Genomic DNA, 24,029 nt, shown 5'->3' on the forward strand with positions numbered 1-24,029 from the left:
CCGGGCTGCGGGTCTCTGCCGGCCGCGCATCCGCCCCGCCGTTCGTCCCGCCCGGCCGTTCATCCCTCCGGGCCGTCGTCCGCGAGCCGTACGTACTCCGGCAGCCGGATCCGCGCCTCGGCGCCGCCCTCCGGGGCGTTCGCGAAGGCCAGCTCCGCTCCGATCACCGCCGCCTGCCCCACCGCGATCGTCAGCCCGAGACCGTGCCCCTTCGCGCCGCTCTCGGTGCGGAAGCGCTGCGGGCCGGAGGCGAGGAGGTACTCCGGATAGCCCGGCCCGTGGTCCCGCACGGCCACCGCCGGCCCGTCCACGGTCACCACCACCGGCGGGCGGCCGTGCCGGTGCGCGTTGGCGACCAGGTTGCCGAGGACGCGCTCCAGGCGCCGCCGGTCGGTCTCGACCTCCGCGTCCCGGACGATCCGCACCTCCGTGGCGGTGCCCGAGGCGCGCACCACCCGCTCGACCAGCGGCCCGAGGTCGTGCACCGCGAGATCGACCGTCTCGGTACGGGCGTCCAGGCGGGAGATCTCCAGGAGGTCCTCGGTCAGCCCCCGCATCGCCCGCACCCGGTCCCGCACCAGCTCCGCCGGCCGCCCCTCCGGCAGCAGTTCGGCGGCGGCCGACAGCCCGGTCAGCGGGGTGCGCAGCTCATGGGCCACGTCCGCCGTGAACCGCTGCTCGCTCTGGAGCTTGCGCTGGAGCGAGGACGCCATGGTGTCCAGCGCGCCGGAGACCGTCGCCACCTCGTCCTGCGGGCGCCGGGGGTCCTTCGTCCGGGGGTCGTCCACGCGCGCGTCCAGGTCGCCCGCGGTGATCCGGCGGGCCACCTGCGCGGTGGCGTGCAGCCGCCGGGTGACCCGGGTGACGGCCGCGACGCCGACGGCCAGGGTCGCCGCGATCGCGAGGACCGAGGAGCCGACGATCGACCGGTCCAGGGCGTCGAGGGTCCCCGCGCCGAGGCTGTGGTCGACCCGGACGGCGAGGGCGTGCCCGTCCGCCGGGCCCGCCGCCCACATGGTGGGCCGGCCCTCGTGGTCGGCGACCATGGTGCCGCGCTCGCCGCGCGCCGTCAGCCGCCGCAGCGGCTCCGGCAGCCCGTCCGGGTCGAGCCCGGCGAACGGCGGCAGCGGCTCGCCCGCCTCGTACAGCCGGGTCACCTCCACCAGCCGGGCCAGCGCCTTCTCCCGCGCGTCCCGTTCGGTCTGCTCGGTCACCGAGACGTGCACCAGCGTGCCGAGCAGCGCGGCCAGCGCGCAGCACATCACGGCGATGAAGACCGCGGCCTTCCAGGTGAGCGTCGCCGTCCAGGCGGGCGCCCGGGGCCGGCGGGCGCGGCGCGCGGTCACGGGGCCGGCTCCGGGCGGGGTGCCTGCTGCGGGCGGGGTGCCTGCTCCGGACCGGGGGTCTGCTCCGGGCCAGGGGTCTGCTCCGGACCGGGGGCCGGCTCCGGACGCGGGGAGGCGCCGCGCGGGGCCGCCGACGGCGTCCGTACGGGCACGATCTCGTCGCGCGCCGGAAGCATGCTGTGCTGCCGCTCGTCCCACGACCACGCGGTGCGGTACTCGTACCCCGGGATGCCCGCCGAGGCGGCCCGGACGATCAGGTCCCGGCCGGCCAGCTCCACGCTGATCACCTGCTCGACGGTGGACATCACCCGGGTGAGCCCGCCCCGCTCGGCGAGGTACACCCGGACGGCGACCTGCTGCTCGGGCATCCGGATCCCGACGATCAGCTCGTCCCGGCCGTTCCCCGTGAGGTCCCGGTAGTACGGCGAGAGCACCGGGCAGGCCGCCGGCTCGGTGTCGCAGGCGAGGATGGCCCGGGCGGTCTCCTCGTAGACCCCGTCGGCGCCGCTGTACGTGTCCGGGTGGGCGGCCACCTCGGCCCGGACCACCGCGACCGCGTCCACGGTCCGCACGTCGGCCCCGCGCACGGTGATGCCCGGGACCCGGGCGGTGTCCGTCTCCCCGTAGTCGACGGGCGGGTCCGACGCGGGCGGCAGCTCCGGCCAGAGCCGCACCGGCCCCACCGCTGTCTCGACCGGACCGTCGCTCCTGAGGCCGCCCTCGCCGTTGCAGCCGGTCAGGAGCGCGCCCAGCGCGAGGGCCGCGGCGAGCCCGACGGTCAGGGGTCTCACGCTGCTCCTCCGTATCGGCCGGTATCGGTAAGAACGATATGCGGAATCCCCTATTGTTTGATTGCCGGAATTGTCATTCGAACGAACGGGGGCGGGAATGGCTCAGCACGTGGGCGGCCGGGAAGACGCGCGGCCGACTGCGGCGAAGCCGGCCCCGGCGGCTGTCGCGTACCTCTCGGGCGGGCCCAGCCCCGGACGACCGGGTCGCCGGCCGGGTCGCCGCACATCCCCCTGGCGGGTCCCTTCATCGGCTTCGCCGAGAAGCCGGTCCATCGGGGCGTCTCCATGAAGACGCCACGCCGTCCCGCCCGGACAGATTCCCCTTTGGAGGCCGCCGTCCCGCCGGACAGAGCCCGAGCGAGAGAGCGCCGCCCCGCCGCACAGAGCCCGTCCTAGAGACCGCCGTCCCGGCGCTCCATCCGGGCCAGCGTCGCCCGGCACAGCGTCAGGAGCTTCTCGTCCTGGTGGATGTCATGGCTGCCGGAGGCGCCCTCCCGGGCGTTGTGCCGCCGGCGGCGGGTCAGCTCGGTGAGGACCGGCAGCTGGGCCTCCGCCGCCGCGGGGCCCATCTCGGCCAGGCACTCGGCGATGTCCACGCGCGCGTGCCGGTTCTCCTCCCAGGCCGCGAGCAGCACCGGCAGCGTCCGCTCCGTCTCCCCGGACACCCGCCACAGGGCCGCCGCGCACCGCACCCGCTCCCACAGGTCACGCGAGGTCAGCCCCGGCCGCAGCGCCCGCGCCGCCCCGGCCGCCGCCGGGCCGATCGCGCCCAGCGCCTGTGCCGCCGCGCACCGGTCGGCGCCCGCCGCACCCGGCCGCAGCCACCGCACCAGCGCCGGCACCACCGCGTCCGCGTCGCCCTCGACCTCCCACAGGGCGCGCGCCGCCGCCGTGGCGACCGTCGCCGAGTCCGCGGCCAGCAGCTCCCGCAGCTCCGGTACGGCCTCCCGGGCCATGGGCCCGAACGCCCCGAGCGTCCGCGCCGCCGCCTCCCGCACCCACTCGCGCCGGTGCTCCGGCGCCCCGCGCAGCAGCCGCAGCACCTCGGGCAGCGCCTGGCCGCCCCGTACCGCCGCCAGCGCGTACAGCAGCGGCGCCGCCCGGTCGTACAGGTCCTCGTCCAGCTCCACCGCCGCCAGCCGCCGCCGCAGCAGCGGCGCGAGCCCCGCCGCGGCCGGCCCGAGGCCGTCCACCGCGTACAGCAGCTCCCGCCGCACCTCGCCCGGCCCCTCGAGGGCCCGCGCGAGCAGCGGTACGGCACGGGCGTCGCCGCTCCGCGCCAGCGCCAGCAGCGCGCCGTCCCGTCCGGTCCTGCCGGTCAGATCCGCCGGCCCGCCGGACGCGGCCGGAGCCCCGACGGGTCCCCGTGCCAGCACGCCCGCGAGCGCGTCGGCCGCCGGCGCCGCCCGCTCGAAGAGCCGCCCCAGGAAGGAGGTCGCGGCGTCCCGGAGCCGCGCGTCCGGATCGGCGAGCTGCTCGCCGACGAGCCGCACCACCTCCTCGTACCGCCCCCGCCAGAGCCGTATCAGCCCGCCGCACAGCCAGATCGCGTCCGACCGCTGCCCCGGGTCGGGGCTGCGCAGCTGCGCCGTGATCAGCGCGATCCGGTCGTCCACCCGGTCGTCCAGCGCGCCGTGCAGGGTCCGCAGCAGCTCCTCCGTCCACGGCGTCCGCCGCCCCGCCACCTGCTCTTCGAGCAGCTCGCGCACCTGCCCCACGAGCGTCACCGGCATCCGCGCGGGACCCGGCTCGCCACCCCCGTCGTCGGGCTCCGGCGCCGTCCGGATCTCCTCCAGGAGCGCCGTCACGCGCCCCACGATGTCGTCCGGGATCCGGCCGGGCGAACATCGCGCGAGCTGCGCGAGCGCCGCGAGCCGCAGCCCCGGGTCCTGGGCCGCCCGCGCCAGCCAGGCCAGCCAGTCGACGGTCTCGGCGGACAGCGAGGCGTGCCGCAGCGCGATCCGCCCCACCGCCTCGACCAGCGCGAGCCGCACCTCCGTGTCCGGCTCCACCGTCAGCCGCTCCCGCAGCAGGGTCAGCACGCGCGCGGGGTCCGGGTGCAGCGACGCCAGCGCCACCGGAGCCGCGAGCCGCACCTCCGGGTCGGCGTCGTCGACCAGGCTCAGGAAGACGTCGGCGCCCGCGGCCACCGCGGCCGCCGCCATCGCGAAGTTCGCGGCCGGGACGAACCCGTCGTCGCCTGCGCCGGGCCCGGCCGGTCCGGCCAGGTCGTCGTCCTCGTCGTCGAGCTCGATCCCGCCGATGCTGGTGAGCAGTTCGACGATGCCGCCGCGGTCCTGGACGGCGGGGTCGGCGACCAGTTCGAGGAGGAAGGGGATGCAGGCGAGGGTGGAGTCGTACACGTCCCCCTGGTGGTGGACCGCCCCGTACATGCCGTCGAGGCCGGCCTCCCGCTCGGCGGGGTCGGGCGAGGCGAGACCGCGGAGCAGTGCCGGCACGTCGTCCGCGGGGCCGTAGGCGTGCCCCAGCGAGGCCCAGTCGACCTCCTCGATCCCCGTCAGCATTGCCAGGCCGCCTTCCCCGTGAGCCCCTCCATCAGGCAGCAAGTGTGCACCACAGGAAGGACATCGACGCCGAACCGGCGCCACCCGCCCCACCGCTGTGGAACGTTGCGCTCGGTTTCCGCCATGTACGGTGCGCGGACCCGCCGTTGTCCGCCAAAACGGCTCCACGCACGCGCGCGTGCGGGATGCCGGGGGCAGATGCTGCACCCTCGCGCGCATGCGCGCGTACGGGTCGCGCGGGAGCGTGGCGTCAGGCCGTCCGCACGCGCGCGCGTACAGGCCGCGCGGGAGGGGAGAGTTCAGACGCCCTCGCCCCGGAACCGTACGAACGCCGGCGTGCCGGTCTGTCGCCCCGCGGCCTGCCGCAGCTCCACCGCCTGCGGCCGGGCGAGCCGCAGCACCGGCCCGTGCTCGGGGTCGGTCTCCGCCGTCAGCCCGGCGCCGGCCTCCGCGACCCGCTCCCCGACCTGCCGGGACTGCATCGGGGTCAGCCGTGGCACCGTCGTCAGGGTCCGCCCGTCCGGCAGCCGGACCAGCAGGGCGCGGGGCCGCCCGGCCGGGCCGACCAGCCCGATCAGCTCCGCGTCCACGGTCTCGGAGTGCCGCACCTTCCGCCAGGCCCAGGTGGCACCGGAGCGGTACGCCGAGCCCATCGCCTTGGCCACGACCCCCTCCACCCCCGCCTCCCGCAGATCCCGGAACCAGGCGCGCGCGGTCTCCTCGTCGTCCGTCGCCAGCACCCGCTGCACCGGCGGCCCGGCCTCGCGCAGCGCCGTGCCCAGCAGCTCCCACCGGTCCCGCAGCGGCAGCGCCCGGACGTCCCGGCCGGGCACGGCGAGCAGGTCGAAGGCGATGTACGAGACGGGCACCCCGGTCCGCACCCGGTCGGCGTGCGATCGCAGCAGGTCGGTGAAGCTGAGCCGCCCCTCGCGGTACGCGCACAGCTCCCCGTCCAGCACGATCCCGGGCGGCAGCCGGGCCGCCAGCGCCGCCGCGATGTCCGGGAACTCGGGGGCGAGGTCACGCCGGGACCGCGACTGGAGCACCACCCGCCCGCCCTCCAGGACGAAGGCGAGCGCCCGGAAACCGTCGAGCTTGAGGGAGTACTGGAGCTCCCGCGGCGGCGGCGCCTGCGCGGGGATCTCGTCCGCCGGCCGCGGCCGCATGACGTCCACCGGCGGCACGAGCACGACGCCGCTCCGACCGCCACCACCGCTGCCGTCGTTCATGGCACGTCCCCCGCCCGCCCCGCGTCGAACAGGGGTCCCAGCAGCTCCCCGTACCGCTCCAGACGTGGCGCGATGTCGTCCATCACGAAGGCCAGGTCCGCGGGGTCCGCGCACGCCTCGACCTCCTCCCAGGTGACCGGCGCGGAGACGGTGGGCCGCTCGCGGGCCCGGAGGGTGTAGGGGGTGGCGGTGGTCTTGGCGGCGGCGTTCTGGCTGTGGTCGACGAAGACCTTCCCGGCGCGCAGGGCCTTCGTCATCCGGTGCGTGACCAGCCGCGGCAGCTCCGCCTCCGCCTCGACGGCGAGCCGCTTCGCGTACGCGGAGACCTGCCCGGACGGCGTCGGCACCACCGGGACCAGCAGGTGCAGCCCCTTGGCGCCGGAGGTCTTGGCGAAGGCGGTAAGACCGTCCGCGGCGAGCCGCTCGCGCAGGTGGAGCGCGATCCGGCAGCAGTCGACGACGGTGGCCGGCGGCCCCGGGTCGAGGTCGAGGACGAGCCGGTCGGCGACGGCGGGGGAGGAGGCGGTCCACTGCGGCGTGTGGAACTCGACGACCAGGTTCGACGCCCACACCAGCGACGGCAGGTCCTGGACCATCACCTGCCGGGCGCGCGGGTCCTCGGTGCGCGGCACGGGCGTGGTCGCCACCCAGGCGGGCGTACCGGGCGGCGGATTCTTGGTGAAGAAGAGCTGCCCGCCCGGCCCGTCCGGATAGCGCAGGAAGGAGACGGGCCGGTCGCGCAGATGCGGCAGGATCGCGGCCTCGACGGTGGCGTAGTAGTGCATCAGCTCGCCCTTGGTGGTGCCCGTGGCGGGGTGGATGACCTTGCCGAGGTTACTGAGCGTGATGCGCCGCCCCGCCACCTCTGTGATGGGCGTCATACGATGAGGCTCCCATGTTTCCCCTCAAACCGGTACGAAGGGAGCGAACCGTGCGATCGATCTGGAACGGCGCCATATCCTTCGGCCTGGTCAGCATTCCGATCAAGCTCGTGAACGCCACGGAGAGCCGGTCCGTCTCCTTCCGCCAGATCCACGCCGCGGACGGCGGCCGGATCCGCTACCGGAAGGTCTGCGAGCTGGACGGCGAGGAGGTCACGCAGGCCGAGATCGGGAAGGCGTACGAGGACGCCGACGGGACCATGATCCCGATCACCGACGAGGACCTGGCCGCGCTGCCGCTGCCCACGGCCAAGACGATCGAGATCGTGGCCTTCGTCCCGGCGGCCGATATCGACCCGCTCCAGATGGACGCCGCGTACTACCTCTCGGCGAACGGCGTCCCGGCCGCCAAGCCGTACACGCTCCTGCGGGAGGCGCTGAAGCGCAGCGACAAGGTGGCGGTGGCGAAGTACGCGCTGCGGGGCCGGGAGCGGCTGGGCATGCTCCGGGTCGTGGACGACGTGATCGCCATGCACGGCCTGCTCTGGCCCGACGAGATCCGCGCGCCGGAGGGCGTGGCCCCGGAGACCCCGGTCACGGTCCGTGACGCCGAACTCGACCTGGCGGACGCCCTGATGGCCACCCTCGGCGAGGTCGACCTCAGCACCCTCCACGACGACTACCGCGAGGCCGTGGAGGAGATGATCGCGGCGAAGGCGGCGGGCGGCGCGGGCGTGGCACCCCCGGAGCCGGGCGGGGAGGGCGGCGGCGGCCAGGTGATCGACCTGATGGCGGCGCTGGAGAAGAGCGTCCGCGAGGCGAAGGAGGCCCGCGGCGAGCCGGCCGAGGTCACGGACATCAAGGCGAAGAAGACGACCGCCAAGAAGGCGCCGGCGGCCAGGAAGACGACGGCGGCGAAGAAGACGGCAGCCGCGAAGAAGACGACCGCGACGACGAAGAAGACGGCTGCGGCGAAGAAGGCGACGTCCAGGAAGGCGACCCCGAAGAAGCGCACGGCCTGACCCGGGCCGGCGCCCCGGAACCGCCACGGCCACGGGCCCCCTGCCTCCTCCCCCCCGGAGGCAGGGGGCCCGAGTCATGCCCGAACTCCGCGCGCCCCGCGCCCGGTTGACATGCCGCATAGCGGACACCCCGCGCCGTCCTTCGGACAACAGATGGTCAAATTCTTGTTGTATACCTGTCAAACAGCGCGTTCTCCTGGCACGCTCCCCTCCGCGTCACCCCCCACATGAACCCCCACGCGTTTCAGCGAAGGAGCCCGCGTGATCCGCCAGCAGTCCTCGCACCGCCGGACCGTCGTCCGCACCGCCGCCCTCGTCGCCTCGGCCGCCATGGTCGTCGTCGGAGTCCAGACGGGCACCGCCGGAGCCGCGGTCGTCAACGAGACCGGCACCGAGGCCGGGGCCACCGCCCTCGTCCTCAGCGCCCCCCAGCGGGCCGCCGCGATCCAGCAGGCCCAGGCCTCGGCCGCCGCCACCGCCCAGGCGATCGGCCTCGCCGACCGGGAGAAGCTGGTCGTCCGCGACGTCGTCAAGGACGCGGACGGCACCGTCCACACGCGGTACGAGCGCACCTACGACGGCCTGCCGGTCCTCGGCGGCGACCTCGTGGTCCACCAGAAGAAGAACGGCGCCCGCTCCACCACCAAGGCGACCTCGGCCCGCATCTCCGTGCCGACCACGGCGTCCGCCGTCCGCGCGCGCGAAGGCGCCCGCAAGGTGATCTGGGCGGCCGGCGGCAAGCCCGTCCTCGCGTGGGAGACCGTGGAGACGGGCCACCAGCACGACGGCACGCCGAGCGAGCGCCACGTCATCACGGACGCCACCACCGGCAAGGAGCTGCACTCCTACGAGGCGATCGAGACGGGCGTCGGCAACACCCAGTACAGCGGCCAGGTCACCCTCGGCACCTCGCCCGGCTTCACCCTCACCGACGCCGCCCGCGGCGGCCACAAGACGTACGACCTGAAGGGCGCCACCAGCGGCACCGGCACCCTCTTCACCAACTCCACCGACACCTGGGGCAACGGCCTGGCGAGCAACCGCGAGACCGCGGCCGCCGACGCCCACTACGGCGCGGCCGTCACCTGGGACTTCTACAAGAACGAGCTGGGCCGCAACGGCATCCGCGGCGACGGCGTCGCCGCCTACTCCCGCGTCCACTACGGCAACGCGTACGTCAACGCCTTCTGGTCCGACTCCTGCTTCTGCATGACGTACGGAGACGGCGCCGGCAACGCCAAGCCGCTGACCTCCCTCGACGTCGCCGGCCACGAGATGACCCACGGCCTCACCGCCTCCACGGCGAACCTCCGCTACAGCAAGGAGTCCGGCGGCCTCAACGAGGCGACCTCCGACATCCTCGGGACCTCGGTCGAGTTCTACGCCGACAACGCCTCCGACGCGGGCGACTACCTCATCGGCGAGAAGATCGACATCCGCGGCAACGGCACCCCGCTCCGCTACATGGACAAGCCCAGCCGGGACGGCAACTCCGCCGACTACTGGTCCAGCAGCCTCGGCCGCCTCGACGTCCACTACTCCTCGGGCCCGGCCAACCACTTCTTCTACCTCCTGGCGGAGGGCAGCGGCACCAAGACGATCAACGGGGTCACCTACAACTCCCCGACCTACGACAACTCCACCCTCACCGGCATAGGCCGCGAGAAGGCCTACCAGATCTGGTACAAGGCCCTCACCACCTACATGACCTCCTCCACCACCTACGCCGGCGCCCGCACCGCCACCCTCTCGGCGGCCTCGGACCTCTACGGCGCGACCTCCCCCGAGTACAACGCGGTCAACGCCGCCTGGAAGGCCGTCAACGTCAAGTGACGTGACACCGTGCCCCCGGCCACCCGCCGGGGGCACACCCCCAGCCCGACCCACGCCCACGCAAAAGGACCCCGTGTCAGCGTTTCCGCTGACCACGGGGTCCTTCCGGCACTTCTCACGAAGTGCCCCCGGCAGGATTCGAACCTGCGCACACGGCTCCGGAGGGCGCGTGCATTCTGTGCATTACCGCTGGTCAGACGCGCGCGAGCGCATCGGCGTGCCTTCGCCGTCCACGGGTAGGCCGCGCATCGCACTGGCGGTTACTCCAGCGAGACGTCCGGGGCCTGCTACCTAGTCTCCGTAGAACTCTCGTCAGCCTGGGGCAGTGGCCTGCTGCTCTCTATGACTTGACCGAAGCTTCTACAGAACTCGGTGAAGCTCCACTGAGCGCCGGGGGCCGGCGCAAACGATGCGAACGATCCTGGGTGCTCACCGCTAACTGCTACGTCCAACGTGCCCTGTTCGCCGATCCGCACACTTGGACACTCTCGGAGCTCCTGGACGAACATGGGCCTGGTCTGCCTCCCTTGCCCCAACCAGGCGCCCCAGTAGATGGCGCGGTCCGTGAGGAAGAGAACGCCCTGCTGTGGGCCGTCCCAAAGGTTCAGAGCAGGCGCAGTAGCAACTTTCTGTTCCTCAGGCTCAAGTACCGGCTCCATGCTTTGCCAGTACTCCGCTTGTGCCTTGTCGTGGCGTCGCTGTGCCCACCGTCTCAACATCGGCAACACACCCCTCCCTTGGCTGCGCTTAGTATCGTGCCGCCCTGGATCGCTAGTCCTGGGTTTCAGGCATGTCGCATCAGTGCGCCAAGAGGGCGTGAGGCACGATCGAGCACCGCTTCAGGAGAGCGGTTGAAGACCGTCGTTGGCGATGATGCATGCCGACTCTCGCGCGTGGGGATGGTTAGCCGAGAGCCTGCCTTCCACTCGTGGCCGCGCACTGCGCTGGCCGCACTTGGGAAGTGCGGATATCGATCGGCATCCTTGCAAGATGCGGTTCTTAAGCAGGGAGGGAATATGGAATGGGGGACAATCGTAACTGTCCTTCTCGGTGGACTAATCGGATTGGGTGGTGAAACTATTGGAAGGATGGGAGCTCGTCGGCAAGCGCAGATAGCCCGACAGGAGGCCCTAGAGGACGCAAATATTGCTCGAAGTCAGGCCATTGAAGACGATAGCAGGAGAGAGAAGGAGGCCAGGGAGAGGGTTGCCGTAGAAAACATTTTATCCGCCTATCTTGAAAACCCAATCAGGCTCGTGGATCAAGCCAATGAGGAAACGGTGCTGAGTGTCACCAAGATATGCTTGACGTTGGGTTTCGAGCAGTCATTTATCCTCGATGCCGAGCTGCGTCAACGTGTCGCCGAGATATGCTACATCCTCGACATCGCCACAGATGGGGACGTGGGCGGGTACTCGATCGCAGAGGTGGGTTTTCTTTCCAGGAGTGAAACCCGGATGTTGATGGGTGCTTGGGCCAGGGGAGAAGAATTTCCAAATTCCATTGAAGGGTGGGGAGAGCTCCGTCGTAGCCTTGCGGAGATAGAGGTGAACTGGCAGCAGAAATTGCGCGAGGCGGGTTTGAGGGTGAAGGTGCCGCCACTTTCCATATATTGAGGTGCGGGTCTGTCTGCTCGGGCGAAAGGGGTGATGAACCCTCAAATGGGAGATCGCTCTTTGAGGGAATCTTGAAAACTGTCGTGGCGCGAGTCACCGTGGGTTCAAATCCCACACCCACCGCGCAGGTGAACGGCCTCTGACCAGTTCATACGGTCAGGGGCCGTTTCCGTGCCCGAGGCCCGTTCGGCACTGTGATTGCCCGTGACTCCCCGCGTGCTCGGGCACGGATGGGGCACGGGGGTCCACGCCCTCTTCCCAGGGAGAACTGGGCCGGGCACCATGCCGGGATGGGTGACGCAAGCGTTCATGAGCATTGGCCACAGATTCGTGTGTGGTTGTGGATCGACGAACGGGGAGAGCCGCGAGTGGCTCTGCATCCCATCGCTGGGATACGGCACACAACCATCGAGCTGCCGAAGAATCCGGTGTACGTCCAGGACTTGCTCACGCGCTCCAGGGGGGCCGTCCGTCAGCTAACCGGCCTGGATGACGCAGAGGAAGGTCGGCGCGCCCTTCGGAAGCTCGTCGAAGACTATCAAGCGGAAGCCACTGAGCCCGGAGAGCCGGGCTGGCGCAGTACGCCGCTCCCTGGGGCTTCGCCGGTTGCTGAAAAGAGCAGCAGCGTTCGGACTGTGTCTGGTGGCCTTCCAACGTTGGGCCGGCGCCGACGCTGAGACCAAGGGGCGGTGCAGAAGACGAACTGCCACCCCTGCCCCATCCTCCCCAGCTCCCATCCCGTCTGCCGTCGACCCACACACCGTGGAGCAGGCGCGGTGCCGGGCGTCCAGGTGGAGCGCCCCACTGGACGAACGACCTGGACGCCCGGTGCCGTGTCTGCTCGGCTCTGCCTGGGTCGACGGCAGATGGGATGGGAGCTCCCCACCGCAACACCGCACGGCCGGCACCCGCGTACGAGCCCCCTCCATCCCGGAGCCTGAGCGCCCCCGCCGGAGGCATGGTCTTCAGCCGTACCCGCGTACCGCGTCGACCGCATCGCGGGTTCACCACCCATCAACCCAAGCTGTCAGGCGTGCGGCCGGCGGCCGGGCTGGAGCGGGGCGAAGACAGGAGCGCAGGCCCGGGCGACGGGCCGCGCGCGCCGCGCCGTGCGCGGCGGGTGCCTTGATGAGGTAGAGAAATCTGTAACAGCCCTAAGGGCGGACGTAGGCGACCGTGGCGTCGTCGTGCTGCTTGCTCCTGGGCCACCGGCCGAGATCGGGGTCGGGCTTCTCCGCTTCGCGGACTTTGCGGATGACGTGGTCGGGGCCGTAGTCGCTGAGGAGATCCAGACAGCCAGTCCAGTCGGTCTGGTGGAAGGTCGTGACGAGCCTTGCCGCACCGTCTGTCAGGAGAGCCGCGCGCCGGGTGTGAGACACCTTCTCCATGCCTGTGAGTGCTTCGTGTGCCGCCGTTGGGTCGGCTGCCGCTACCCAGTACCCGCCTGGTGTGTTGCGCCGTGTGCGTTCTTCGTGGACTAGGGCTTCGTGGGCCTTCTGGCGTTCTGGGGTCCCTGGGGTTCGTGTCGCGAGGAGCTGGCGGGCTTTTGGAGCTACGTGGGCCAGGCGGTCATCTGAGTGGGCTTGGGCTGTTCCGCCAACGTCGATGAGGACCGTGCAGTCTCCGAGGACGAGCCATTCGAATGCGTCGTCTCGTACCCGTGTGATGGCCACCGTTGCCGAGGGCGAAAGGGGGTCGTCGATTGCGCAGGTGTGGCGGTGGAGTTTGGCGGTCGACTCGATGGCCGCGGCAAGGCAGTCGGCTAGAGGAGAGTCCTGCCGGGCTGCCTCGGCATGCATGCGCCTGCCCAGCTGCTCGACGTACCAAGCCACGCCATGACGGCACCCGGACTCCATCCCGGGTGCCATGCCGGCGCCGTCCAGGACCACGGCCGCGGTGGGGCCGGAGATCGCGAAGTCTTCGTTGGCCCCGTGGGGGCGCGGGACGCTGGATTCGGTAACGAGCACGTTAGGCCGGTTCGTGGTGCAGGACGTCGGTCACGGCTCGGCTGCCCACGATCGTCTTCGTACCCGGCTCGAAGTCGGCGGCGATGACCATCGAGAACGGGGCAGTGCCCGCCTGCTTGTAGATGTCGGCGATGTTCTCGGACAGGAAGTGAGCCGCGCCGAGTGAACCGGCTGCGTGCACGCCGGCGATGAGGAGGAAGGTGCCTCGCCTGTCGGGCCTGGGCAGTCTGCCGAGGTAGGCGATGTCCGTCGGCATCGGGTCTTCGGGGTTGTCGCTGGGGGGTGTGGACGGTGCTGCTCTCTCGCTCGTTGAGTGCCCAGCGTCCGTCAGGCAGGGTCTCGAAGGAGATTCGAGGGTCGTTGCCCAGCGCTTCGGCCGTCACCGGCGACGTCGGCGAGTAGCACTGCGTGAAGCCCACGCGCTTTGGCCCCTGGACCTGTCCGGGGGCCTTCTGCGTTCTCCTCCCCGCCTAGAACGGAGCAGTCCACCCTGCCGGCCAGTTCGTCGCGTATCGGGGATGGGGGTACATGTCCGACCCCTCGTACACGTACCACTGACGGCCCAGCCACTCGCACTCGGGAACGGATCCCTCCCAGTCGTCGGTGCAGCGGTCCGCCCACTCGCGGCCCACAAGAACGGGCCGGGTCAGGATCCCGTCCTCGGTGTCCTGGACGCGCAGGACCATGCCGACGTCGTTGATCCCCGGATTGCCTCGCGGACCGTACGACACGTGGTGAGTGCCCGAGGAATGAAGGTCCAGGACGGTCTCCTGGAGTACGGCAGGCACGCGACCGGTCAGCTCCAGCCCGTCCAGAGTCACGCGCGGTCCGTGGGCGGCGTCGGCAGCCACGCAGAAGAGGCGGCCGGTGCCCTCGAAGTATGCGTAGACAGCCGGCACCGCTGGGTGGAAGCCGAGCTGGAGGCCGTAGATCTCCGGGTAGGAGGGCTCGGCGGAGAAGCGGCTCAACTCGACGGCTTCCGGAAGAGCGGCGCGGACCTCGTCGGCGGACATGCCGAAGCGCAGAGGGCCGACGCTCTCCAACGGGGTCAGCACCCACGCCGGTCGAACCGGCTCCGCCGCGGTCTCCTCGGCTCCCGAACCCATCCGTTGCTCCCCCTCGTTCGTCACCCGAGTCCCGGCCCTGACCTGCGCCGACACCCCACGGCCCAGGCCGCGAATAGGCCGCGACCCCTGTCGCACGGCCGCTCACCCCGGCATACGCCTGCACATACAACAAGACCCCGTTTTCAGCGTTTCCGCTGATCACGGGGTCTGTGTGGCACTTCTGCGAAGTGCCCCCGGCAGGATTCGAACCTGCGCACACGGCTCCGGAGGCCGTTGCTCTATCCCCTGAGCTACGGGGGCTTCGTCGCTGCTTGGCGGCGACGGGTGAAACCTTACCAGCTCTCGCGGGGTGCCTGTGAACAGGTATTTCCGGGGCGTCACCAGGGGGGTGTTCGCTCGCAGGGGTCGGAAGTGGGCAAAACCCGGACGCAGCCCCTCGGGGCGGCCTACTCTCGTTCACGTGTCAGGCATGCCCGGGCGGGTGCTCGTTGTCGACGACAACAAGGTCATCCGGCAGTTGATCAGGGTCAATCTCGAACTCGAGGGGTTCGAGGTCGTGACCGCGGCCGATGGTGCCGAGTGTCTGGACGTCGTGCACCGCGTCCGGCCCGACGTCGTCACCCTCGATGTGGTCATGCCACGGCTCGACGGCATCAAGACCGCCCAGAAGCTGCGGGAGGACCCGCGGACCCGGCATCTGCCCGTCGCCATCATCAGCGCCTGCGGGGAGGGCGAGGCCGCCCCGGCCGCGGACGCCTTCCTCGCCAAGCCCTTCGAGCCGGCGGAGCTCGTACGGGTCGTCCGGCAGCTGCTGCACCGGGAGCCCCGGCAGCGGCGACAGGCCGGTGCGCCCGACGCGGGAGAGGAGCCGTCCGCAGGGGACGGCGGCCAGGGCAGACCCGCGGCCGGGAGCGTGCGCCCGGGGCGGTGAGCAGGGGGCGCGACGACCCCCGTCGCCCCGCGGATCCCGCCGGGACCGCCGGGCAGGTGCCCGGATGGCGAAACCGGTTCGCGTTCCGCCCCCCCTCCTCCCCTAGGCTGGGACCGTGACCCCCGCGGACCTCTCCCTCACCGTGCAGCACGCCGTGCGCCGTGCGGTCGACGACGGTGCGCTGCGGGTCGACGTCCCCTCGCGCGTCAAGGTCGAGAAGGCCCGGCCCGGAGGGGTGGGGGAGTACGCCAGCAGCGTCGCCCTCACCCTCGCGCGGCCCGCCGGGCGGCCCGCGCTCGACATCGCCTCGCTGCTCAAGGAGCGGCTGGACGGCGCCGCCGGGATCCTCGCCGTGGACATCACCGGGCCCGGCTTCCTGAACTTCACCCTCCGCCCGCAGGACGGCGCCGCACTCGTCCGGGCCGTCCGCGCCGCCGGGCTCTCGTACGGGCAGGGCGACGCGCTCGCCGGGCAGGCCGTGCGGTTCGCGCCGCCGGCCGAGGCCCGCGCCGCCGTCGTCGCCGGCTGCCTCACCGGGCTGCTGCGCGGCCAGGGCGCCGACGCCCGCGTCGAGGCCGGCGGCGAGCGGCCGTACGTCCACCCCGGTACGTACGACGTCGACGCGCTGGGGACCGACGCCGCCCGGTGGCGGCTGCTGCGGGCCGCGCCCCACGACCGGCCCCTCGACGGGCCCCCGCTCCTCGTACGGCACGAGCGCAACGCGCTCTTCCGCGTCCAGTACGCCCACTCCCGGACCCGGCGGCTCCTCGCCAACGGCGCCCGGCTCGGCGTCCTCCCCGGATACGAGACCGAGGTCGACGACCCGCTCCCCGCGCTGCTCCGCGACCACCCCGGCGTCCTCCTCGCCGCCGCCCGCCACCGCGCCCCCGACCGGGTCGCCCGGCACCTCGAAGCCGTCGCCGACGCGCTGCTCGGCTTCCAGCACACCGTTCTGCCGCTCGGCGACGAGAAACCCTCGGCCGCCCACCGCTCCCGGCTCGCGCTCGCCGAAGCCGCCGGGACGGTGCTCGCCGGTGGCCTCTCCGTGCTCGGCATCAGCGCACCCGACCGGATCTGAAAGAGCTGACCAGACATGAGCCGTTCCGCCCACCCCGCCGGCCCCCGGCACGCCGACGTCCTCCCCGAGGGCCACTACACCGCGCCGCCCGCCGACCTGAACACGCTCGACCCCAAGGTGTGGGCGCGGACCGTCGCCCGCGACGAGCAGGGGATCGCGACCATCGGCGGACTCCGCGTCACCGACCTCGCCGAGGAGTTCGGGACCCCCGCCTACTTCCTCGACGAGACCGACTTCCGTACCCGCTGCCGCGCCTGGGCCGAGGCCTTCGGGCCGGACGCCGACGTCTTCTACGCCGGCAAGGCGTTCCTCTCCCGCGCCATCGTCCGCTGGCTGCACGAGGAGGGGCTCAACCTCGACGTCTGCTCCGGCGGCGAGCTTGCCACCGCCCTCTCCGCCGGGATGCCCGCCGAGCGGATCGCCTTCCACGGCAACAACAAGAGCGAGGCCGAGATCCGGCGGGCCGTCGAGGCCGGCGTCGGCCGGATCGTCCTCGACTCCTTCCAGGAGATCGTCCGGGTCTCCCACATCGCCCAGTCCCTCGGCAAGCGGCAGCGCGTCCAGATCCGGGTGACCGTGGGCGTGGAGGCGCACACCCACGAGTTCATCGCCACCGCCCACGAGGACCAGAAGTTCGGCATCGCCCTCGCCGGCGGACAGGCCGCCGAGGCCGTACGCCGGGCGCTGAAGCTCGACGGCCTGGAGCTCATCGGCATCCACTCGCACATCGGCTCCCAGATCTTCGACATGGCCGGCTTCGAGGTCTCCGCCCGCCGCGTCGTCCAGCTCCTCGCCGAGGTGCGCGACGAGCACGGCGTCGAGCTGCCCGAGATCGACCTCGGCGGCGGCCTCGGCATCGCGTACACCTCCGAGGACGACCCGCGCGAGCCGCACGAGATCGCCAAGGCGCTCAGCGAGATCGTGACGCGCGAGTGCGAGTCCGCCGGACTGCGCACCCCCCGGATCTCCGTCGAGCCGGGCCGCGCCATCGTCGGCCCGACCGCCTTCACCCTGTACCGGGTCGGCACCATCAAGCCCCTCGACGGGCTGCGCACGTACGTGAGCGTGGACGGCGGCATGTCGGACAACATCCGCACCGCCCTCTACGACGCCGAGTACAGCGTCAGCCTCGTCTCGCGCGTCAGCGACGCCGAGCCGATGCTCTCCCGGGTCGTCGGCAAGCACTGCGAGAGCGGCGACATCGTCGTGCGCGACGCCTTCCTCCCCGCCGACCTGGCGCCCGGCGACCTCATCGCCGTGCCCGCCACCGGCGCCTACTGCCGCTCCATGGCGAGCAACTACAACCACGCCCTCCGGCCGCCCGTGGTGGCGGTCCGGGACGGCGAAGCAAGGGTCATCGTCCGGCGCGAGACGGAGGAAGATCTCCTGCGTCTCGACGTCGGCTGATGAAATAGTCGAGTGGTGGAATCGATGTCTCAGGATCCGGACGGGCGGCTGAATCGTCCGTCCGGTGAGTGAGACTGGTTCCCACCCCCGCCAGAACCGTAGAGATACGAATCAGAAGTACGAGAAACGAGGTCGGATGATGCGTACGCGTCCGCTGAAGGTGGCGCTGCTGGGCTGTGGAGTTGTCGGCTCCGAGGTGGCGCGCATCATGACGACGCACGCCGACGACCTCGCCGCGCGCATCGGCGCGCCGATCGAGCTCGCCGGCGTGGCCGTCCGCCGGCCCGACAAGGTCCGCGGCGGCATCGACCCCGCCCTGATCACCACCGACGCGACCGCCCTGGTCAAACGCGGGGACATCGACGTCGTCGTCGAGGTCATCGGCGGGATCGAGCCGGCCCGCACCCTCATCACCACCGCCTTCGAGCACGGCGCCTCCGTGGTCTCCGCCAACAAGGCGCTGCTCGCCCAGGACGGCGCGACCCTCTACGCGGCCGCCGAGCAGCACGGGCAGGACCTCTACTACGAGGCCGCCGTCGCCGGCGCCATCCCGCTGATCCGGCCGCTCCGCGAGTCCCTCGCCGGCGACAAGATCAACCGGGTGATGGGCATCGTCAACGGCACCACCAACTTCATCCTCGACAAGATGGACTCGACCGGCGCCGGCTACCAGGAGGCCCTGGACGAGGCCACCGCGCTCGGGTACGCCGAGGCCGACCCGACCGCCGACGTGGAGGGCTTCGACGCCGCCGCCAAGGCCGCCATCCTCGCCGGGATCGCCTTCCACACGCGCGTGCGCCTCGACGACGTCTACCGCGAGGGCATGACCGAGGTCACCGCCGCCGACTTCGCCTCCGCCAGGCAGATGGGCTGCACCATCAAGCTGCTCGCGATCTGCGAGCGGGCCGCCGACGGCGGGTCCGTCACCGCGCGCGTGCACCCCGCGATGATCCCGCTGAGCCACCCGCTGGCCTCCGTCCGCGAGGCGTACAACGCGGTCTTCGTCGAGGCGGAGGCCGCCGGGCGGCTCATGTTCTACGGCCCCGGCGCCGGCGGCTCGCCGACCGCCTCGGCCGTCCTCGGCGACATCGTCGCCGTCTGCCGCAACCGTCTCAACGAGGCGACGGGCCCCGGCGAGTCCGCGTACACCCAGCTGCCCGTGAGCCCCATGGGCGACGTGGTGACGCGGTACCACATCAGTCTCGACGTGGCCGACAAGCCGGGCGTCCTCGCCCAGGTCGCGACGGTCTTCGCCGAGCACGGCGTATCGATCGATACCGTGCGCCAGCAGGGCAAGGACGGCGAGGCGTCCCTCGTCGTCGTCACCCACCGCGCGGCCGACGCCGCCCTCTCCGGGACGGTCGAGGCGCTGCGCAAGCTCGACACCGTGCGCGGTGTCGCCAGCATCATGCGTGTTGAAGGGGAGTAAGGACCCATGACCAACCAGGGCACCCACCAGTGGCGCGGCATCATCGAGGAGTACCGGGACCGCCTTCCGGTCACGGACACGACGCCGGTCGTCACGCTCCGTGAGGGCGGCACGCCGCTCGTCCCCGCTCAGGTCCTCTCCGAGCGCACGGGCTGCGAGGTGCACCTCAAGGTCGAGGGCGCCAACCCCACCGGCTCCTTCAAGGACCGGGGCATGACGATGGCCATCACCCGGGCCAAGGAGGAGGGCGCCAAGGCGGTCATCTGCGCCTCCACCGGCAACACCTCCGCCTCCGCCGCCGCGTACGCGGTGCGGGCCGGGATGGTCTCGGCCGTGCTGGTGCCCCAGGGCAAGATCGCGCTGGGCAAGATGGGCCAGGCCCTCGTGCACGGCGCGAAGATCCTCCAGGTCGACGGCAACTTCGACGACTGCCTGACGCTGGCCCGCTCGCTCTCCGAGAACTACCCGGTGGCGCTGGTCAATTCGGTCAACCCGGTCCGCATCGAGGGCCAGAAGACCGCCGCGTTCGAGATCGTGGACATGCTGGGCGACGCCCCCGACATCCACGTGCTGCCCGTCGGCAACGCCGGCAACATCACGGCCTACTGGAAGGGCTACACCGAGTACGCCGCCGACGGTATGGCCACCCACCGGCCGCGGATGTGGGGCTTCCAGGCGTCCGGTTCGGCCCCGCTGGTGCGCGGCGAGGTCGTCAAGGACCCGTCGACCATCGCCACCGCGATCCGCATCGGCAACCCGGCCTCGTGGCAGTACGCGATCGCCGCGCGCGACGAGTCGGGCGGCTTCATCGACGAGGTGACGGACCGTGAGATCCTGCGCGCCTACCGCCTGTTGGCCGCGCAGGAGGGCGTCTTCGTGGAGCCCGCCTCGGCCGCCTCGGTCGCCGGTCTGCTGAAGGCCGCCGAGCAGGGCAAGGTCGACCCGGGCCAGCGGATCGTCTGCACGGTCACCGGGAACGGCCTGAAGGACCCCGACTGGGCCGTCGCCGGCGCCCCGCAGCCGGTCACCGTCCCGGTGGACGCCGCGGCCGCCGCCGAGCGGCTCGGACTGGCCTGATCCCGATGCCCCGGACGGGGGAGCGGATGCTCGGGAACGAGCGGAAGTTCCCCCGGCCGGGTGAGGCCCCTGGTCGAAACCCGATCAGGAACGTACATAGGCGCACAGGTTGGCGCGCGACACGCATCGTGCGCCTCCCGTGCGCCCTATGTCGCCACAGAACCTTCCTTCGATAGGCTGTACCGAACCCGCCCCGGCGCATATGCGCGGTGTCGTCGCCGTGGTCGCCTCCTCGCGACCGAACGGCCGAAACGGCCCCCCGGGTTCCCCAGCACTTCTCTTGAACACCCCGTTGCCGCAGTCAAGGAGAGTCATCGAGCGATGGCCGGTCCCGCGTTCCGCGCCGCCGCCGTACGGGTGCGCGTCCCCGCCACCAGCGCCAACCTCGGCCCGGGCTTCGACGCCTTCGGCCTGTCGCTGGGCCTCTACGACGACGTCGTCGTCCGGGTCGCCGACTCCGGGCTGCACGTCGACATCGCCGGCGAGGGCGCCGAGACGCTCCCGCGCGACGAGAAGCACCTGCTCGTACGCTCCCTGCGCACGGCCTTCGACCTGCTCGGCGGGCAGCCGCGCGGCCTTGAGGTCGTCTGCGCCAACCGCATCCCGCACGGCCGCGGCCTCGGCTCCTCCTCCGCCGCCATCTGCGCCGGCATCGTCGCCGCCCGCGCCGTGACCATAGGCGGGGACGCCAAGCTCGACGAGGCCGCCCTCCTGGAGCTGGCCACCGAGATCGAGGGCCACCCCGACAACGTCGCCGCCTGTCTGCTCGGCGGCTTCACCCTCGCGTGGACCGAGGCCGGCGCCGCGCGGGCGATCAGGATGGATCCCTCGGATTCCATCGTTCCGGTGGTTTTCGTGCCCGGGAAGCCGGTGCTGACCGAGACCGCCCGGGGCCTGCTGCCGCGCACCGTCCCGCACGTCGACGCCGCCGCCAACGCCGGTCGCGCCGCCCTCCTCGTCGAGGCCCTGACCCGCCGCCCCGAGCTGCTGCTCGCGGCCACCGAGGACCGGCTGCACCAGGAGTACCGGGCCCCCGCGATGCCGGAGAGCATCGCACTGGTGAACCGGCTGCGGGCGGACGGCGTGCCCGCGGTCATCTCCGGCGCGGGCCCCACGGTCCTCGCGCTGGCCGACAACGGGACGGCCGACAAGGTCGCCCTGCTCGCGGGCGAGGGCTGGGCCGCCAACCGGCTCGACCTCGACGCGTCCGGAGCGAGCGTGCTGCCGCTGGCGCCCTGAGGGCGCGGCGGCGGACGCCGTACGGGACGCCGGGCAGCGTCCTGAACACGCGATTGCCGGTGAGTGAGAGGGGGAATGTTTGTTGGAGCCGGTAGTGTTAACCTCAAGTCTGCACCCGACCTCTTTGTGGAGCGGTGCGGAGTGTCCCCTCAGGGACCACCCATTCTTCCGGGAGCCTCCCCAACTGCCTGAGCAGCCTGCCTGAGCAGTTTCGAGCACGCTCCGGAACCGGCACGACACCCCTCGCTCTTCCCATGCGAGGGCCGAGCAGGGGGCGCTCGGGCCGGACCCACAGCACGTTTTCTCTCCTCTCGCCGCATCCCGGCGGGACCACCGCCCCGGACACGGTCCGCCAACCAGGACCGCTGCCGGACAGCACAACCGGTCGCCGAGCCACAGGGCCGACGTCCGCTCCAGGGAAGGACCCTTCGTGAGCGACACCACCGATCTGATGGGCGTGACTGCCGACGAGACCGTCGACGCCGCCGCGCCCGCCGCAGGTGCTGCCAGTGGCGGCACCGCACGGCGCCGCCGCTCCGGCACCGGCCTCGAGGGCATGGTCCTGGCCGAGCTGCAGCAGGTCGCGTCCGGCCTCGGCATCAGGGGCACCGCGCGGATGCGCAAGAGCCAGCTGATCGAGGTCATCAAGGAGGCGCAGGCCGGTTCCGGCTCCGCCGCCCCCGCCAAGGCCGAGGCCGCCGCCGAGACCAAGCCGAAGCGCCGCGCCACCTCCAAGGCCCGCACGGGCGAGACCGCCGAGGCCGCCGCGCCGAAGGCGGAGAAGGCCGAGCCGGCCCCCGCCCAGCAGCAGATCGACATCCCGGGCCAGCCGTCGAAGTCCGCCGAGCAGGCCGACGAGCAGCCGGCCGGCGAGCGCCGCCGCCGCCGTGCCACCGCCCCCGCCGGTTCGCCGGAGGGCGCCGAGGGCGCGCAGGCCGTCAAGGCCGAGACGCGTACCGAGGCCAAGGGCGAGCCGCAGGGCGACAAGGCCGAGGCCGCCGTCGACGGCGCCGAGGGCCGCAGCCGCCGGGACCGCCGTGACCGCCGCGACCGCCAGCGCGAGCGCGGCAAGGGCGACGACCAGCAGCAGGGCGGCGGCCAGCGCAAGGACCAGCAGCGCCAGGGCCAGGGCCAGGGGCAGCAGCAGGGCCAGGGCCAGGGGCCGCAGGGCGGCTTCCAGGACGACGACGACTTCGAGGGCGGCCGCCGCGGCCGGCGCGGCCGCTACCGCGACCGCCGCGGGCGTCGCGGGCGCGACGAGTTCGCCGCCGGCGAGCCGCAGGTCTCCGACGACGACGTCCTGATCCCCGTCGCGGGCATCCTCGACATCCTCGACAACTACGCGTTCATCCGGACCTCCGGCTACCTGCCCGGTCCGAACGACGTGTACGTCTCCCTCGCCCAGGTCCGCAAGAGCGGTCTGCGCAAGGGCGACCACCTCACCGGCGCGGTCCGCCAGCCGAAGGAGGGCGAGCGCCGCGAGAAGTTCAACGCGCTGGTCCGCCTGGACTCGGTCAACGGCATGGCGCCGGACTCCGGCCGCGGCCGCCCCGAGTTCAACAAGCTGACCCCGCTCTACCCGCAGGACCGGCTCCGCCTGGAGACCGACCCGGGCGTGCTGACCACGCGGATCATCGACCTCGTGTCGCCGATCGGCAAGGGCCAGCGCGGTCTGATCGTGGCCCCGCCGAAGACCGGCAAGACCATGATCATGCAGGCGATCGCCAACGCGATCACCCACAACAACCCCGAGTGCCACCTGATGGTCGTCCTGGTCGACGAGCGTCCGGAAGAGGTCACCGACATGCAGCGGTCGGTGAAGGGCGAGGTCATCTCCTCGACCTTCGACCGCCCCGCCGAGGACCACACCACCGTCGCCGAGCTGGCCATCGAGCGCGCCAAGCGTCTCGTCGAGCTGGGTCACGACGTGGTCGTCCTGCTGGACTCCATCACCCGCCTGGGCCGCGCGTACAACCTCGCGGCGCCCGCCTCCGGCCGCATCCTGTCCGGTGGTGTCGACTCGACCGCGCTCTACCCGCCGAAGCGCTTCTTCGGTGCCGCGCGCAACATCGAGGACGGCGGCTCGCTGACCATCCTGGCCACCGCGCTGGTCGACACCGGCTCGCGCATGGACGAGGTGATCTTCGAGGAGTTCAAGGGCACCGGCAACATGGAGCTCAAGCTCGACCGGAAGCTCGCCGACAAGCGGATCTTCCCGGCCGTCGACGTCGACGCCTCGGGCACCCGCAAGGAGGAGATCCTCCTCGGCAGCGACGAGCTCGCCGTCACCTGGAAGCTCCGCCGCGTGCTGCACGCGCTCGACCAGCAGCAGGCCATCGAGCTGCTCCTGGACAAGCTCAAGCAGACGAAGTCGAACGGCGAGTTCCTGCTGCAGATCCAGAAGACGACGCCGGGCGGCAACAACGACTGAGGTCGCCGAGGAGACCTCGGTCACACGACGGAGGCCGGCCCCAGGGCCGAGATCCGTTCGTGACCTGCGCGAACACTGTGCCCGCCACTCATCGAGTGGCGGGCACAGCGCGTTGTCGGCAGCTCGCTCACCGAAACCTCACAGGTCCGTATGCAACCCT

18 protein-coding genes and 1 tRNA gene are annotated in these 24,029 nt (G+C 72.0%); 10 read left to right on the top strand and 9 right to left on the bottom strand.

The features are described 5' to 3' along the window. Positions 1–59 precede the first annotated feature (59 nt). The 5 genes from ABFY03_RS25655 to ligD form a co-directional block, all read right to left on the bottom strand. Positions 60–1,346, bottom strand: coding sequence for a HAMP domain-containing sensor histidine kinase (locus ABFY03_RS25655; RefSeq protein ID WP_319009583.1), 1,287 nt, complete (start codon positions 1,344–1,346; stop codon positions 60–62). Further along, positions 1,343–2,137: a hypothetical protein gene (locus ABFY03_RS25660; protein WP_386723593.1), complete on the bottom strand. Its 795-nt coding sequence runs from the start codon at positions 2,135–2,137 to the stop codon at positions 1,343–1,345. Before ABFY03_RS25660 ends, ABFY03_RS25655 begins: the two co-directional genes overlap by 4 nt. Positions 2,138–2,529: 392 nt before the next feature. After that, positions 2,530–4,662 (bottom strand): HEAT repeat domain-containing protein, encoded by a 2,133-nt coding sequence (locus tag ABFY03_RS25665; protein ID WP_346170938.1) that lies wholly within the window; start codon positions 4,660–4,662, stop codon positions 2,530–2,532. A 299-nt stretch (positions 4,663–4,961) separates the two neighbouring features. Further along, on the bottom strand, positions 4,962–5,891 hold the full coding sequence (locus ABFY03_RS25670) for an ATP-dependent DNA ligase (RefSeq protein WP_346170939.1): 930 nt from the start codon (positions 5,889–5,891) through the stop codon (positions 4,962–4,964). Beyond that, complete coding sequence (gene ligD / locus ABFY03_RS25675) at positions 5,888–6,772, bottom strand: non-homologous end-joining DNA ligase (RefSeq protein WP_319009579.1); 885 nt, start codon at positions 6,770–6,772, stop codon at positions 5,888–5,890. Before ligD ends, ABFY03_RS25670 begins: the two co-directional genes overlap by 4 nt. Positions 6,773–6,822: 50 nt before the next feature. On the opposite strand from ligD, the gene ku reads away from it, so the two are divergent. From ku to ABFY03_RS25690, 3 genes are all read left to right on the top strand, one after another. Further along, positions 6,823–7,794: a non-homologous end joining protein Ku gene (gene ku, locus ABFY03_RS25680; protein WP_346170940.1), complete on the top strand. Its 972-nt coding sequence runs from the start codon at positions 6,823–6,825 to the stop codon at positions 7,792–7,794. A 330-nt stretch (positions 7,795–8,124) separates the two neighbouring features. After that, positions 8,125–9,627, top strand: a complete 1,503-nt coding sequence (locus ABFY03_RS25685; protein ID WP_346172302.1) for a M4 family metallopeptidase — start codon at positions 8,125–8,127, stop codon at positions 9,625–9,627. A 1,016-nt stretch (positions 9,628–10,643) separates the two neighbouring features. Continuing rightward, positions 10,644–11,243, top strand: a complete 600-nt coding sequence (locus tag ABFY03_RS25690; protein WP_346170941.1) for a hypothetical protein — start codon at positions 10,644–10,646, stop codon at positions 11,241–11,243. A gap of 1,154 nt (positions 11,244–12,397) precedes the next feature. Here the strand turns inward: ABFY03_RS25690 and ABFY03_RS25695 are convergent. From ABFY03_RS25695 to ABFY03_RS25710, 4 genes are all read right to left on the bottom strand, one after another. Next, positions 12,398–13,210 carry a protein phosphatase 2C domain-containing protein gene (locus ABFY03_RS25695; protein WP_346170942.1) on the bottom strand — a complete coding sequence of 271 codons (813 nt, stop codon included), beginning with the start codon at positions 13,208–13,210 and terminating at the stop codon, positions 12,398–12,400. A gap of 1 nt (position 13,211) precedes the next feature. Continuing rightward, positions 13,212–13,466: a hypothetical protein gene (locus ABFY03_RS25700; RefSeq protein WP_346170943.1), complete on the bottom strand. Its 255-nt coding sequence runs from the start codon at positions 13,464–13,466 to the stop codon at positions 13,212–13,214. A gap of 214 nt (positions 13,467–13,680) precedes the next feature. Beyond that, complete coding sequence (locus ABFY03_RS25705; protein WP_346170944.1) at positions 13,681–14,316, bottom strand: hypothetical protein; 636 nt, start codon at positions 14,314–14,316, stop codon at positions 13,681–13,683. A 189-nt stretch (positions 14,317–14,505) separates the two neighbouring features. Further along, a tRNA-Arg gene (locus tag ABFY03_RS25710) sits at positions 14,506–14,577 on the bottom strand. Between the two features lie 169 nt (positions 14,578–14,746). Here ABFY03_RS25710 and ABFY03_RS25715 point away from each other — a divergent pair. The 7 genes from ABFY03_RS25715 to rho all read left to right on the top strand — a co-directional run bounded on the left by ABFY03_RS25715 (position 14,747) and on the right by rho (position 23,869). Continuing rightward, positions 14,747–15,208, top strand: coding sequence for a response regulator (locus tag ABFY03_RS25715; RefSeq protein WP_319009715.1), 462 nt, complete (start codon positions 14,747–14,749; stop codon positions 15,206–15,208). A 115-nt stretch (positions 15,209–15,323) separates the two neighbouring features. Next, positions 15,324–16,286, top strand: coding sequence for an ArgS-related anticodon-binding protein NrtL (gene nrtL / locus ABFY03_RS25720; protein ID WP_346170945.1), 963 nt, complete (start codon positions 15,324–15,326; stop codon positions 16,284–16,286). Between the two features lie 15 nt (positions 16,287–16,301). Continuing rightward, a complete protein-coding gene (lysA, locus tag ABFY03_RS25725; protein WP_319009576.1) occupies positions 16,302–17,693 on the top strand; it encodes a diaminopimelate decarboxylase in 1,392 nt (463 codons plus the stop codon). A gap of 139 nt (positions 17,694–17,832) precedes the next feature. Then, positions 17,833–19,122 carry a homoserine dehydrogenase gene (locus ABFY03_RS25730; protein ID WP_319009714.1) on the top strand — a complete coding sequence of 430 codons (1,290 nt, stop codon included), beginning with the start codon at positions 17,833–17,835 and terminating at the stop codon, positions 19,120–19,122. A 6-nt stretch (positions 19,123–19,128) separates the two neighbouring features. Then, the gene (thrC, locus tag ABFY03_RS25735) at positions 19,129–20,199 is read left to right on the top strand and encodes a threonine synthase (RefSeq protein WP_031006277.1); all 1,071 of its coding nucleotides are present in this window, start codon (positions 19,129–19,131) and stop codon (positions 20,197–20,199) included. A 321-nt stretch (positions 20,200–20,520) separates the two neighbouring features. Beyond that, complete coding sequence (gene thrB, locus ABFY03_RS25740; RefSeq protein ID WP_319009575.1) at positions 20,521–21,438, top strand: homoserine kinase; 918 nt, start codon at positions 20,521–20,523, stop codon at positions 21,436–21,438. A 430-nt stretch (positions 21,439–21,868) separates the two neighbouring features. Next, positions 21,869–23,869 carry a transcription termination factor Rho gene (gene rho, locus ABFY03_RS25745; RefSeq protein WP_319009574.1) on the top strand — a complete coding sequence of 667 codons (2,001 nt, stop codon included), beginning with the start codon at positions 21,869–21,871 and terminating at the stop codon, positions 23,867–23,869. Positions 23,870–24,029 lie beyond the last annotated feature (160 nt).

Source organism: Streptomyces roseofulvus (assembly GCF_039534915.1).
GTDB classification, from domain to species: domain Bacteria; phylum Actinomycetota; class Actinomycetes; order Streptomycetales; family Streptomycetaceae; genus Streptomyces; species Streptomyces roseofulvus.

Coding starts and splice junctions, on each gene's coding strand:
- ABFY03_RS25665 (WP_346170938.1), bottom strand. CDS start 4,662: ATGCTGACGGGGATCGAGGAGGTCGACTGGGCCTCGCTGGGGCACGCC.
- ABFY03_RS25670 (WP_346170939.1), bottom strand. CDS start 5,891: ATGAACGACGGCAGCGGTGGTGGCGGTCGGAGCGGCGTCGTGCTCGTG.
- ligD (WP_319009579.1), bottom strand. CDS start 6,772: ATGACGCCCATCACAGAGGTGGCGGGGCGGCGCATCACGCTCAGTAAC.
- ABFY03_RS25685 (WP_346172302.1), top strand. CDS start 8,125: ATGGTCGTCGTCGGAGTCCAGACGGGCACCGCCGGAGCCGCGGTCGTC.
- ABFY03_RS25690 (WP_346170941.1), top strand. CDS start 10,644: ATGGAATGGGGGACAATCGTAACTGTCCTTCTCGGTGGACTAATCGGA.
- ABFY03_RS25700 (WP_346170943.1), bottom strand. CDS start 13,466: ATGCCGACGGACATCGCCTACCTCGGCAGACTGCCCAGGCCCGACAGG.
- ABFY03_RS25705 (WP_346170944.1), bottom strand. CDS start 14,316: ATGGGTTCGGGAGCCGAGGAGACCGCGGCGGAGCCGGTTCGACCGGCG.
- ABFY03_RS25715 (WP_319009715.1), top strand. CDS start 14,747: ATGCCCGGGCGGGTGCTCGTTGTCGACGACAACAAGGTCATCCGGCAG.
- lysA (WP_319009576.1), top strand. CDS start 16,302: ATGAGCCGTTCCGCCCACCCCGCCGGCCCCCGGCACGCCGACGTCCTC.
- ABFY03_RS25730 (WP_319009714.1), top strand. CDS start 17,833: ATGCGTACGCGTCCGCTGAAGGTGGCGCTGCTGGGCTGTGGAGTTGTC.
- thrC (WP_031006277.1), top strand. CDS start 19,129: ATGACCAACCAGGGCACCCACCAGTGGCGCGGCATCATCGAGGAGTAC.
- thrB (WP_319009575.1), top strand. CDS start 20,521: ATGGCCGGTCCCGCGTTCCGCGCCGCCGCCGTACGGGTGCGCGTCCCC.